Annotated in this window: 12 protein-coding genes; 11 read left to right on the forward strand and 1 reads right to left on the reverse strand. The window is 47.4% G+C overall.

Translation table 11 applies throughout. The features are described from left to right. Nucleotides 1–17 precede the first annotated feature (17 nt). The 8 genes from slmA to AC566Q_RS24280 all read left to right on the forward strand — a co-directional run bounded on the left by slmA (nucleotide 18) and on the right by AC566Q_RS24280 (nucleotide 7,803). Entirely contained in the window at nucleotides 18–608 is a 591-nt protein-coding gene (slmA, locus tag AC566Q_RS24245) for a nucleoid occlusion factor SlmA (RefSeq protein ID WP_105934573.1), read from the forward strand. A 94-nt stretch (nucleotides 609–702) separates the two neighbouring features. Next, nucleotides 703–1,272: a TetR/AcrR family transcriptional regulator gene (locus AC566Q_RS24250; protein ID WP_105934572.1), complete on the forward strand. Its 570-nt coding sequence runs from the start codon at nucleotides 703–705 to the stop codon at nucleotides 1,270–1,272. Nucleotides 1,273–1,365: 93 nt separating this feature from the next. Continuing rightward, on the forward strand, nucleotides 1,366–1,692 hold the full coding sequence (locus AC566Q_RS24255) for a DUF1820 family protein (protein ID WP_105934571.1): 327 nt from the start codon (nucleotides 1,366–1,368) through the stop codon (nucleotides 1,690–1,692). 37 nt (nucleotides 1,693–1,729) lie between these two features. Beyond that, nucleotides 1,730–2,221 (forward strand): hypothetical protein, encoded by a 492-nt coding sequence (locus AC566Q_RS24260; RefSeq protein ID WP_105934570.1) that lies wholly within the window; start codon nucleotides 1,730–1,732, stop codon nucleotides 2,219–2,221. A gap of 76 nt (nucleotides 2,222–2,297) precedes the next feature. Further along, nucleotides 2,298–2,996, forward strand: a complete 699-nt coding sequence (locus AC566Q_RS24265; protein ID WP_105934569.1) for a hypothetical protein — start codon at nucleotides 2,298–2,300, stop codon at nucleotides 2,994–2,996. Between the two features lie 4 nt (nucleotides 2,997–3,000). Continuing rightward, nucleotides 3,001–4,404, forward strand: coding sequence for a Y-family DNA polymerase (locus AC566Q_RS24270; protein WP_499612080.1), 1,404 nt, complete (start codon nucleotides 3,001–3,003; stop codon nucleotides 4,402–4,404). After that, nucleotides 4,404–7,466: an error-prone DNA polymerase gene (locus AC566Q_RS24275; protein ID WP_499612082.1), complete on the forward strand. Its 3,063-nt coding sequence runs from the start codon at nucleotides 4,404–4,406 to the stop codon at nucleotides 7,464–7,466. Before AC566Q_RS24270 ends, AC566Q_RS24275 begins: the two co-directional genes overlap by 1 nt. A 112-nt stretch (nucleotides 7,467–7,578) precedes the next feature. Continuing rightward, nucleotides 7,579–7,803, forward strand: a complete 225-nt coding sequence (locus AC566Q_RS24280) for a hypothetical protein (RefSeq protein WP_499612084.1) — start codon at nucleotides 7,579–7,581, stop codon at nucleotides 7,801–7,803. Here AC566Q_RS24280 and AC566Q_RS24285 read toward each other — a convergent pair. After that, complete coding sequence (locus AC566Q_RS24285; protein ID WP_499612086.1) at nucleotides 7,794–9,428, reverse strand: IS1634 family transposase; 1,635 nt, start codon at nucleotides 9,426–9,428, stop codon at nucleotides 7,794–7,796. The two genes, AC566Q_RS24280 and AC566Q_RS24285, sit on opposite strands and share 10 nt — an antisense overlap. Before the next feature lie 80 nt (nucleotides 9,429–9,508). On the opposite strand from AC566Q_RS24285, the gene AC566Q_RS24290 reads away from it, so the two are divergent. From AC566Q_RS24290 to AC566Q_RS24300, 3 genes are all read left to right on the forward strand, one after another. Beyond that, nucleotides 9,509–10,120 carry a type 2 periplasmic-binding domain-containing protein gene (locus AC566Q_RS24290; RefSeq protein WP_499612088.1) on the forward strand — a complete coding sequence of 204 codons (612 nt, stop codon included), beginning with the start codon at nucleotides 9,509–9,511 and terminating at the stop codon, nucleotides 10,118–10,120. A gap of 136 nt (nucleotides 10,121–10,256) precedes the next feature. After that, on the forward strand, nucleotides 10,257–10,802 hold the full coding sequence (locus AC566Q_RS24295) for an acyloxyacyl hydrolase (protein WP_499612090.1): 546 nt from the start codon (nucleotides 10,257–10,259) through the stop codon (nucleotides 10,800–10,802). A 176-nt stretch (nucleotides 10,803–10,978) separates the two neighbouring features. After that, nucleotides 10,979–11,776, forward strand: a complete 798-nt coding sequence (locus AC566Q_RS24300; protein WP_499612092.1) for a transporter substrate-binding domain-containing protein — start codon at nucleotides 10,979–10,981, stop codon at nucleotides 11,774–11,776. Nucleotides 11,777–11,801 lie beyond the last annotated feature (25 nt).

Below are 11,801 nucleotides of genomic sequence, written 5' to 3' on the forward strand. Positions count from 1 at the left end.
GAGGAAGCACTTTTATTATGCCTGCTGCAAAACGAACTAACCGTAGAGCGCAAATTCTACAGGCGCTCGCCGGAATGCTGGAAACCAGCCCCGGTCAGCGTATAACCACGGCGAAGCTTGCTGAAAAAGTAGGCGTATCGGAAGCCGCGCTGTATCGTCACTTTCCCAGCAAAGCCCGGATGTTTGAAGGCTTAATTGAGTTTATTGAGGAAACCCTGTTTTCGCGCATCAATAAAATTATCAATGAAGAGAAAGACACGGCAGCCCGTTGTCAGCTCATCCTGCACCTCATTCTTGGCTTTGCCGAAAAGAATCCCGGCATTACCCGCATTTTGAACGGTGATGCGCTGATGGGCGAGCAGGAACGATTGCGTCTTCGCATTGCCAAACTGTTCGAACGTCTGGAGACTCAGTTGAAGCAAGTGTTACGGGAGCGCCGTTTGCGCGAAGGCAAAGAGCTTGCCGCCGATGAAGGACTGATTGCTAACACGCTTATCTGTTTTACAGATGGCCGGATCAACCAGTTTATCCGCAGTGGTTTTCAGCGTAAACCTACCGAGCATTTCAATGAACACTGGGCCTGCTTTAAGCAGTCCTTTTTCATCTAACAGACGCTGACGATTGCAGACTGAGACCAACCGTTTATTTGCATTCCATGCGAGGCAAACTACAGTTAACTTAGATTAAACCACTGACTTTATTATGCCTCGCACCTCGCTTTACAACCTGGATGATATTCTCTGCGAAGCGGAAGATATCTTTATTGAACACAGTTACAACGGCGCCGTAATGGATGAAATTATCGCCCGTACTGAGTTTAATCGCCGGGGGTTTTATCTTGAGTTTGGCAGCAAACTAAAGTTTCTTTACGCCGCCCTCGAGTATTACGATACCCACAAGCTATCGCCCATTCTTGCGCACCTTGAGGATCATCAGGGCCTGGCGTCTATTGAACGCTTCTTTGCTGCTTACATTGAACATATTTATGGCCGCGGCTGCCTGCTGATTAACATGGTAACGGAGTTAGGCAGCGAAGATGATCATATCCGCTCTTTGGGCCGCCACTACCTCGACAAACTGCAGTTGGCGTTTATCGGCTGCCTGGAACAGGCGCAGCGCCAACAAACCGTGCAACCCCATATCAACGTTGAGGCGGTAGCCTTACAGCTCACCAGTTTCGTGCAGGGATTTGCTATCAACAGTATTCTGGCGGAAAGCGAAGAAGAGTTACATATCGCTACCCGCGCTCTGCTACAGCCCATTTCGCAGTAACAATTGTGCTTTCTCCTCTTGGAGAGGCTACCCTTCTCCCCTTATAATCTTCGCACTTGATATACCTTTTCAGCAGTAATAAAGAGAACATAAATGGCCGACAATAAAATGCTCTACCGGGTACAGTTTGTGAGTAATGGTGAACATTATGAGCTATATGTGCGAGAAGTCTCCCAGGGCGGATTATTCGGGTTTGTAGAAATTGGCGATTTTGTCTGGGATAACCACAGCCACATTGTGGTGGATCCCTCCCATGAAAAACTCAAAACCGAGTTTGCCGATGTCACCAGCACTTTTATTCCTATGCATAATGTGCTTAGAATCGACCAGGTAAAAAAACAAGGTAGTGCCAAAATCACCGAGTTATCGGATAAGGTAACGGCGTTCCCCGGTCCTATTTATACCCCAAAGAAAGATTAACCCTGCGGGCCTGTACTGACACAAGGATTATTCTGACATGCTGATATTTGCAAGCTTTGCTGCGCTGATTCTGTTGTTGATTTTTTTTGGTCTGAAAGTTCAGAACTTACAAAAGCAACTGCAGCTTTGCCAGAACAGCCTGAAAGCCACGTCAAGACGTATTAGCGATGCTAACGGCAGTATGGTGGTGCTCTCGCAACAAATACAGAGCTTTCTGGCTGAACGTCTCGACGCCTCACACAAACGGGGTTTAGTGAACGCTAAGCACTATGAAACACTGCAACCGATGTTTGAAAAAATCAGCGCCGTGGCAGTGTATTGCATGGAAAAAGGCATGTCGGTTGAAGAAGCCCTTAATGCCGCTTTACAGGATGGGGAAGTGACCCTGGAGCAACTTCGTGAAGTGATTAAGGTTCAGCCCAGTGATATCCGCATGGCCTGGAGTAAAAACACCCTCGATGGTTTTATTATCGCCTGCCGCGGCCTTAGCTTTCCGCCTACCAAAACCGAAAACAGTAAAGCAGAATAATTAAACAAATCCCACGCGCCTCTTGCAGAGGCGTTTTTTTTGACTAAAATACTGTATAAATAAACAGTATTTTATTATGTCAGCATCTATCAGTTCGCTTATTAAACATCCCCTGGTTTTTCGGGGCCGGGACCATCGTCACACTGCCGATGGCGAAGAAGCACGGCTGCCGTTCGGCCAGGCTAATCTGGATAAAGCCTGCGCCGGCGGTGTGCCAGCCGCTGGCGCAATGAGTATCAGAGCGCTTGCCGGGCAAGGTGAGCTGCAACTGCTGAATAACGTGCTGTTGCAAAAAGCCGCTACGCAAAAGCGCATTATCTGGTTGCCTAACCGGATGCACTTAAACCCAAACTGGATGTCGCAAACGCCATATCAACAACAATCCTGGGTAGTCAACACCACTAACGAAGCGGATGCCCTGTGGGCCTGCGAACAGGCAATCCGTAGCCAGGCCTGTTGTTGTGTAGTGATGTACCTGGCTCAGATAGAACCGAAGGCTGCCCGACGCCTGCAGGTACTGGCGAGGCAATACGACTGCCTGGTGGTACTGGTTCATCCCGGTCACAGGAGTCCGGGTGCGTTGCCGGTGAACATTGATATGGAGCTGATGTTCAATTCGCGGCAATGGTTTGTTCATTTACACCGGGTAAGCGGTGCCTGGCCGCAACAGCATATTGCCATTGAACACCCCCTTCCGGCCTCTAACAGTGCCATTGTTAACGCGTTCAGGCAGTACAGTAACAGCGCTGCAACGGCTATACACGAAGTCAGTTAATCTGATGCACTGGCTCTATCTGCATTTTCCACGGTTGCAGCTCGATCAATTTGAGCAGCTTCATCCTGAGCAAACCGCGCCAACGGTAGTGATTGACGGAACCGACAATACGGTTTGTCAGTTATCAGCAGCGGCCATCACTGTTGGCATTAAACCGGGTATGGGCTTAGCAGAAGTAACCGCTATGCATGCGCAAACCTGGATTATTGAATATTCCGCCAATAGCGAAAGCAGCCAGCTAGAGCAACTGGCTACTACCCTTTATGCAATTGCCTCCGATATTGTCTGTGTTGCCAGCAATGGTATTGCCATTAATCTGAGTCCGCTGGTGCGTTATTATCAGGGGCTGGATAATTTTATGGCGCTATGTGAGCGAACGTTAACCGCCCAGCGAGTGCACTTTCATTTTGGCTCTGGCACCACGATCGAAATTGCCCGGGTGCTGGCTCGCAGTCGCGTTAACCGGGTAGAGACGGAACCTGAACTGGCCGATTATCACCTTAAAAACTGTTCTTTGCAGGCCACTGAACTCCCCGCCAGAGAAATGGAACAGCTAAACCGAATTGGTATTCGCAAGCTCGGGCAGCTTATTGCGTTACCGCTGGAGGAAATTGGTAAACGCTTTAGTAACCGGATCATTACTTACCTGTTGGCTATAAAGGGCGTCAAGCAGCCGCCTTACAGCTTATTTCACCCGCGAAAGCTATTCAGCCAGTACCTGGAACTGCCTTATGCGGTGGAGTCTGCACCTGGATTAAGCCGCTATATTGCTGTAGTGCTTGGCAATAATTGTACCTATCTGCAAAAGCGCAACCTGGCCACAGACACCCTGCAATTTGAACTTCAGCAACGGGAGCACGATAACCTGGTGTTTGTGGTTAACGCCGGTACCGCCCATCATCATTTAAGTGAATGGCAAATGCTGGTCGACCTTAAGCTTGAGCAACTTACGCTCGACTCACCGGTAACCTCGCTAACCCTAACCTGTGATCAACTGGTTGAGTTTGATCCGGAAAACCTGTCGTTACTGCAAAGCACCTACTCAAGACACGCAGAAAACATGCTGTTGGGTAAACTGCTGGCCAGGCTCGGCAACGATAGCGTGAAAACAGTTCAACAGATTAATGAGCACCGCCAGGATTATACTTTACAACAAACTAGTCCACTCCATAATTCACCGGCCAGTTCAGAAGCTAACGGCCAGCAACCGGCATGGCTGATGGTTCAGCCTCAGCCGCTAACCGAGCAGACTCAAATTCTCTATGGTCCGGAGCGGATTCACACTGGCTGGTGGGATGAAAACCCGGTAAAGCGGGATTATTTTTTAGCCGTTACAGGCAAAGGCCAGCGCCTCTGGGTGTATCGGGATGAGCAACAACACTGGTATGTACACGGGTACTTTGGCTGATGATGTTTGCAGAACTGTTGTGCCAGAGTAACTTCTCATTTTTAGAAGGGGCCTCTCATCCCGAAGAGCTGGTTAATACTGCCGCCTTTCTGGGCTATGAAGCCATTACCATTAGCGATGAATGTTCGGTAGCCGGGGTTGTAAGAGCCCACGCAGAAATCAAGGCAAATGGCTTACCTATTAAGCTGATTGTTGGCAGTGTGTTTCGGCTGGCGCCGGATTTGAAAGTGTGTTTACTGTGCCCCGACAAAACCGCTTATGCTGAGCTCTGCCGTATTATTACCAATGCACGGCGGCGCAGTGAAAAAGGCCATTACGCCTTATCAGAATGGGATCTAAAATCGGTAAAGTCGTGCCTGGCTATCTGGTTACCGGCCTATAACGATAACGACAGGCAATGGGCAGAGTTTTTCACTAAGTTTTTCAGTGAGCGCTGCTGGATTGGCGTATCCCGTTTATTAAATGGCAGTGATAATGCTCACTTCGCTGCGGCGATGTCGCTGAGTGAAAAGTATTGTTTCCCTTTGGTGGCCACCAACCAGGCGCTGTTTCATCACCCCGACCGTCAGCCTACCCAACATGTTCTGCACGCCATCCGCACACGCAGTACGGTGGCCGATTTAGGCCGTAATGGCTTACCCAACCAGGAACGCAGCCTCAAAACACTGACCAAACTCGCCCGCCTGTATCCTAAGGCATGGTTAAGCGAAAGTGTGAGTATTGCCAGTCTTTGTCAGTTTAGTCTGGATGAACTTAAGTATCAGTACCCCAGCGAGTTGGTGCCCAACGGCTATACAGCAACCAGCTATCTTCGCCACTGCGTTGAAGCAGGGATTAAAAAACGATTTAAACAAGGTGTGCCTCAATCTATCAGAGAGACCATCGAAAAGGAACTGGCGCTGATCCATTCAGAGCAATTTGAATACTTTTTCCTAACCATTTACGACATTGTGCAATTTGCCAAAAGCCGCGGCATTCTGTATCAGGGCCGGGGCTCGGCGGCGAATTCCATTGTATGTTATTGCCTTGAAATAACCGCCGTGGATCCGCGCCAGATAAACGTGTTGTTTGAACGCTTTATTTCTAAGGAGCGTAACGAGCCGCCGGATATTGATGTGGACTTTGAGCATGAACGCCGGGAAGAGGTTATCCAGTATATTTATGCCAAGTATGGTCGGGAGCGGACTGCACTGGCGGCGAGTGTAACTACTTTCCGCTTTAAAAGTGCGTTTCGGGAAGTCGGTAAGGCATTAGGGTTACCCGAGTCGCTTCTGAGTTACTGGCTGAAACAATTTAACCTTCGCGATCGAACCCTTGGCTGGCAAAGCCAGTTGCAGGAGCTGGGCATTGATCAGGATGGCCGTACCGTTAAGCAGTTAATTAGCTTAACGGAGGAGCTCATTGGCTTTCCCCGGCATTTATCTCAGCATGTAGGAGGCTTTGTGATTTCTGCGGGCCCGCTATACGAGCTGGTGCCGGTTGAAAATGCTGCCATGGCAGAACGCAGTGTAATTCAGTGGGATAAAGACGATCTGGAGTCTTTGGGGCTGCTAAAAGTGGATGTGTTGGCGTTGGGTATGCTCACCGCAATACGTAAAGCCTTTTCATTGATCAAACAGCGTTACCAACAGGATTTATCTATTCCCTTTATCTCAGCTCATGGCAGTGATAAGCAGGTATTTAAGGCCATTTGCAAGGCCGATACCGTGGGAGTTTTTCAGATTGAATCGCGTGCGCAGATGACCATGCTGCCTCGATTAAAACCCGTTTCTTACTATGATCTGGTAGTCCAGATAGCGATTGTCAGGCCCGGTCCGATCCAGGGTGACATGGTACATCCTTATTTACTAAGAAGACACGGTAAGGCGCCGGTCAGCTACCCTTCTGATGAAGTGAAGTCGGTACTGAGCCGAACGATGGGTGTGCCTATTTTTCAGGAGCAGGTGATCCAGTTAGCCATGGTTGCGGCAGGTTTCACCGGCGGCGAAGCCGATCAGCTCAGAAGAGCCATGGCTAGCTGGAAGAAAAACGGTAAGCTACGCCAGTTCAGAAACAAATTGATCGACGGCATGACACAGAGAGGCTATAAGCCGCAATTTGCCGAGCAGCTGTTTGAACAAATCTGTGGCTTTGGCGAATACGGTTTTCCGGAGTCTCACTCTGCTTCATTTGCCGTACTGGCTTATGCCTCAGCCTGGCTTAAGTATTATTATCCGGTGGAGTTTTATGTTGGCTTGCTTAACAGCTGGCCGATGGGCTTTTACTCACCGGCGCAACTTATTCAGGATGCTGCCCGACATCAGGTTTATGCGTTGCCGGTTGATATTAATGAAAGCAGTATTGATCATACCGTTATTGATAACCACCACTTCAGACTCGGCCTGAGACAAGTGAACGGCTTATCAGACAAAGCTATGAATACACTGATATCACAACGCCCTGATAAAGGTTTTGCCAGCCTGACTGAGATTAAATCCCTTGGCCTTAGTCGAAGTGAACTGTCTGCACTGGCCAGTGCAAACGCTTTAAAAACGCTGGCTAAAGACCGCTTTAATACCCGCTGGCAGCTGATGGACTCGCAGTTGACACTGCCTTTATTAAAAGACCAGAGTGAAAGCACGTCACAGATGTTGGCGCCAACGGCGGTTGAAGACCTGATTGAAGATTACGCGTCGCTTAATCTTTCTTTGTCGCAGCATCCGGTAAAGCTACTCTTAGAACAACATCCCCTTCCCCACCTGACACTGGCCAATGAGGTCCTAAACAGAGCCCATAAGTCTCCCATACGAGTAGTAGGCTGCGTAGTGGGCCGACAAGCGCCTGGCACCGCGGGCGGCGTAACTTTTATGACGCTTGAGGATTATACCGGTAATCTGAATGTGGTGGTTTGGCAGAGTACCGCAAGGTTACAGAAAAAGGCCTTCATCAGCAGTAAGATCCTTGAAGTCAGGGGAATACTAGAACGATCAGAAGAAGGCGTAACCCATATCATTGCCGGTAAACTTATCGATCACAGTGACAAATTGGAACAGTTGCTGATGCATTCCAGGGACTTTCATTAGTGATAGTTTGCAATTCACATAAGAAAATACGTATATATCGACAAAAACGTATATAAAATACACAAACTTTACCGTAATCTAGTGTTATTGATGTTTGGAAGTAAACTTTGTTATGAACAGCTTTAAGGGTATCGCTTCTATTGTAAGCCGCCTGGCAATAGTATTTTTTATCGTCGCAGGAAGCTATAGCCGCGCCGACACAGTGGTTATCGGTACGCAGAATTTTCATTATTATCCTCATTACGATTTCACCTCAGATAATGATAAGGGCCTTGCCTGGGCGATTTTCGAAGCGTTTAGAGCTACTACCGACATTCCGCATCAAATTCAGGAATAAATCTCTTGGTATAATGTGCCAAGTACATCAATGATCACCTGCTGGCGCTCCTGTTTGTCTGTGATTACGGGGGGAGAGTCACCAATGCTGACTTCGTGGATCCCACTAAAACACAGAAATACCCATCGTGCCGTTGGCTTCTGGGACGGTTTCTTTTTCATGTCAGGGAAGTATTGTTGTCTTTCTTTTAATGACGTTCGGATCCGGTGTTCAAGGGCGGCGTATATCATCAGACTGCACGTCATCACCATGAGCAGCGCTTCAATCCTTTCCGGTTTCTTTAGAAACAGTGAGGATGTCAAAAATTCCGGACTTTTGAGAAAACGAAATCCCCGCTCAACATGTTGCTGGGATTTGTAGGTATCTAACACTGTCTGCATACTGAGTTCCCCGCTACAATCATTGGTTGCGAGGATAAACATCCCGGTTTGCGCCTGAGCTATTCCAACTTTATCCAAACAGGTGGCTATCAGCCCATCGAGTTGGTATTCATAGTATGCTGGCTGTTGTCCTTTTTTGGGGCGACCTTTACCTAAGAACACGGGGTGGGCTATACAGTCAAACTCACTGATGCGGGTTGTTTTTAACGTCTTGCTAAAGACTTTCATTGCCGTCTCGGCATCGGTCTGGCAGGCAAAGCGTTGCTTACACAATTTAATAAATTGCTTGTGCTCTTTTTCACTGCTTTTAAGTAAATTGCGGGCCAGTGTCTGCTGCTCCCGTTTAGTCGCCTGCTCACTGCGCAGAATCAACCATTTCTGTTTCACTCCGGCATAGTCTGCATCCACCCAACAACCGTGGTAACCGTTACCCATGGCAGTGAGACTGGCTTCCGTCACGTTGCTTACGTGCTGCCTGGCGTCTTTGATGGTCATGGGGACTCGTGAGATAAACAATTGGTTCTGTGTTGCCAGGGCAGTGATAGATTCTTCGGTATAAAGCGCCGCATCGGCAACAAAATATCGGCATTGTTGTGCGGCCTTTAAACACTGAATATGGTGACGGGTGACTTCTGCAAAAGCTTTCTGGTCATTCGTATTGCCACTTAAAGCCTGCATATAGACAGGGATACCGGCTTGATTTTCACAAATCAGCTCCAGTATCACCTGGTTTAATTCTGGCCGGTGGTCCCGGCTGTAACCTTTAACCAGCTCAATGCGTTTAGTCTCGCTATCTTGTTCATCAACAGCGTATTCACCATCGACATGAAAACTGGTGATATCCAGGTGCACAGCGTTACTGGCTAACCCCAGCGTGTCGACCACTCGCTCAGCCATGACTTGATATAGCGACGACACGTCTGCTTCATAGAGGGCATCAAGACACCGACCAAGTACATCATCATTCAGGTGCTTGGCCTGTACACCCGGACCAATCAGGCGTTCAGTGGGTTTGTCAGCGAAAAAATCTGCAAACATGTGTAGGGTGCGACTGTGAAAACCCAAACCATTGAGAAGCATGGCGACAAAGGCTTCTCCATGAGTCACCTTATGCTCATTGCTTTTTGGGATAACCGCATCAATCATCTTAGCGATACCAAGCTCCCGACACATACCGGATACTAAACCAAGATGGTCCATGCGTTTGATAGTTAACCCTGATAGGGAGGTAGTAGAAATAGCCATTTTGCTGCACCCAAAGATGAGTAATAGATCAAAATGGGGGATCGGTGTCAAGAAAAATAAATCAGTTAATTAGGTGCGGAATGACGGCTACTACCAACCATGAGTTTGTTTATATTTCTATGCCAGTTCTGCGACTCCAAAAAGAGCTGGCTAAAGGAAGTGTAGATTTTATCTACCCGGATAACCCCAAGTGGTATAACCCGATTATCAGTAATACCCTGAAAACCTTTAGTCGGCCAGTAACAAAGGCGCTGGGAGGGACGATTCTACGCCCCGAGAAAGTGGGTGCCGGAATTAACGAAATTCGCCGACTGGCAATGCCGTTGGGCTTTACACCGGTTAACTGGCAGGAAAGAGTGGATAACCAGCTTACTCATCTGATCCGGGTTAACGATACCCTCAATGCGTTGGAACTGATCGCTAAGAACAAGGCCGATGCAGCTAACCTCGAATACCATGTCACCCAGCATATCGCTTCTCAACAACCCACTCTTGGCAAGTTTACACTGGACCCAAAGTTACCTCACGATGGTGTGGCTTTTATGTTAGCAACAATCAACCATACCGAGTTGCTGGCAGAATTTAACACCTTCCTTGTTTCACACCAGGCATTAATTAAACGACTTCATCAGCAGTACCAAATTAAATCACCGGAGATTATTCTTAATAACTTGAGTGACCAATACTACTGATTTTGATGTGTAATTTTTTCCTTAGCAGTTAAAAACTTAACATTACTGCCTTTTCCTCCCCGCAAACAAACTATACATATCAGTAGGTTATGATTGGCTAACTATTTGCTTCGTTGATTTCAAAGGAGTGAATATCATGCTTAAACCTTATTTTCTTTGTATTTTTCTGTTTTCTTTTTCCAGTTTTTCTTTTGCTAATGATCAGGCCGTTTCTGTTGGTTACCTTAATGGGTTTGATGATATCCAGGGCGTTAGGGTCGCCTGGCGACCAACAACTCTGGATATTGATACTACCTGGCTGGGCGATGTAGACGTCTACCTGGAAGGTAGTGTCAACTTTTGGCGTTACTCGCAAAACGGTAACAGTGAAACGGATACCAACTTTACCGTAGCACTTACACCGGTAATTATTAAGCGCCTTGGTACAATCAGCGACCAGTATCCCGTTTACCTTGAGGCCGGCATCGGGTTAAGTGTGGTTAGCGATCAGCACTTTGCCGGTAAAGATATCGGCTCCCATTATCAGTTTGAGGATAAGCTTGGCCTTATTATCGACTTGGATGAAAGTGAAAAGCTCACTCAACAAGTCGCTGTGAGGTTTATTCATTATTCAAATGGTGGGCTGAATAATGATAATCCCGGTCTGGATTTTCTTAACCTGGCCTATATCGCTCATTTTTAATAGCTTTGGCGACGCTCTGCTGTTGCCTGACGGCAGAGTGTACTGCAGTTATATATAGGCACCGCAACAAAGACGAATTTGATTGTTTGACGGCTCCTACGCCTTAATTGGAAATGTCTTTGGTATGTGTGTTTGTCTATGTACTATAGTTAATCTATTACTCATGGTATTAAGTAATGATGATGCACTCTCTTTTCCGCAAATATACAGGTTCCTTCTCTTTGCTGCTTTCCTCTGCTCTGGCATTTAGCTCTGCATGCGCCGAAACCTATGTAGTAGCATCACAAAATATCGCCTATTACCCGCATTATGAATTCTCGGCTGTAAAAGACAGAGGGTACGCCTGGGCTTTGCTTGAAGCCTTTGCAGCTGACCAGGGTATTAAATTTGAATATGTAAGCATGCCTGTACTGCGACTGCAGATTGAGCTTGAGAAAGGTAACGTGGACTTTGTTTACCCTGATCATCCAACCTGGACGAATCCTGTAAATGATAACGCTACCAAGCACTTTAGCGCCCCTTTAACAGAAAGTCTGGTAGGTACCTTTGTAAAACCAGAACGCTTTGGACAGGGTATTTCATCTATCAGAAAAGTGTCTATCGTATTGGGTTTTTCCCCTTTGTACTGGCAGGACCGTATCGATAGCGGGCAAACCAAGCTTATTTCGGTGGCAGACAATAAGTCTGCTATCTATATGGCGCAGTGGGACAGAGCTGACGCCTTTGACATGGATTATTATGTTGCTCAGTATCTGATGCAGAAACTTGATGATGTGGACGATTTTAAACTCGATCCTGACCTGCCGGTTACTGTAGTCGAATTCTGTTTATCAACGGTTAAAAACCCACTGCTATTATTAGAGCTTAATGAATTTATAGCCAGCAACCCAGGCTTGGTCGCCATGCTTAAAGCCCGGTATAACATCGGTAACGCCCGTTACCGGCTTGAGTCTATTCAGGCAGGCCTACAGTAGTTTTTTTGTTGGTGTTTATTATACC

The sequence above is a fragment of the Alteromonas sp. H02 genome, assembly GCF_059682525.1.

What these genes read in the sequence shown, in the direction of transcription:
- slmA (WP_105934573.1), top strand. Translation starts at nt 18, where the DNA reads ATGCCTGCTGCAAAACGAACTAACCGTAGAGCGCAAATTCTACAGGCG.
- AC566Q_RS24250 (WP_105934572.1), top strand. Translation starts at nt 703, where the DNA reads ATGCCTCGCACCTCGCTTTACAACCTGGATGATATTCTCTGCGAAGCG.
- AC566Q_RS24255 (WP_105934571.1), top strand. Translation starts at nt 1,366, where the DNA reads ATGGCCGACAATAAAATGCTCTACCGGGTACAGTTTGTGAGTAATGGT.
- AC566Q_RS24260 (WP_105934570.1), top strand. Translation starts at nt 1,730, where the DNA reads ATGCTGATATTTGCAAGCTTTGCTGCGCTGATTCTGTTGTTGATTTTT.
- AC566Q_RS24265 (WP_105934569.1), top strand. Translation starts at nt 2,298, where the DNA reads ATGTCAGCATCTATCAGTTCGCTTATTAAACATCCCCTGGTTTTTCGG.
- AC566Q_RS24270 (WP_499612080.1), top strand. Translation starts at nt 3,001, where the DNA reads ATGCACTGGCTCTATCTGCATTTTCCACGGTTGCAGCTCGATCAATTT.
- AC566Q_RS24275 (WP_499612082.1), top strand. Translation starts at nt 4,404, where the DNA reads ATGATGTTTGCAGAACTGTTGTGCCAGAGTAACTTCTCATTTTTAGAA.
- AC566Q_RS24280 (WP_499612084.1), top strand. Translation starts at nt 7,579, where the DNA reads ATGAACAGCTTTAAGGGTATCGCTTCTATTGTAAGCCGCCTGGCAATA.
- AC566Q_RS24285 (WP_499612086.1), bottom strand. Translation starts at nt 9,428, where the DNA reads ATGGCTATTTCTACTACCTCCCTATCAGGGTTAACTATCAAACGCATG.
- AC566Q_RS24290 (WP_499612088.1), top strand. Translation starts at nt 9,509, where the DNA reads ATGACGGCTACTACCAACCATGAGTTTGTTTATATTTCTATGCCAGTT.
- AC566Q_RS24295 (WP_499612090.1), top strand. Translation starts at nt 10,257, where the DNA reads ATGCTTAAACCTTATTTTCTTTGTATTTTTCTGTTTTCTTTTTCCAGT.
- AC566Q_RS24300 (WP_499612092.1), top strand. Translation starts at nt 10,979, where the DNA reads ATGATGATGCACTCTCTTTTCCGCAAATATACAGGTTCCTTCTCTTTG.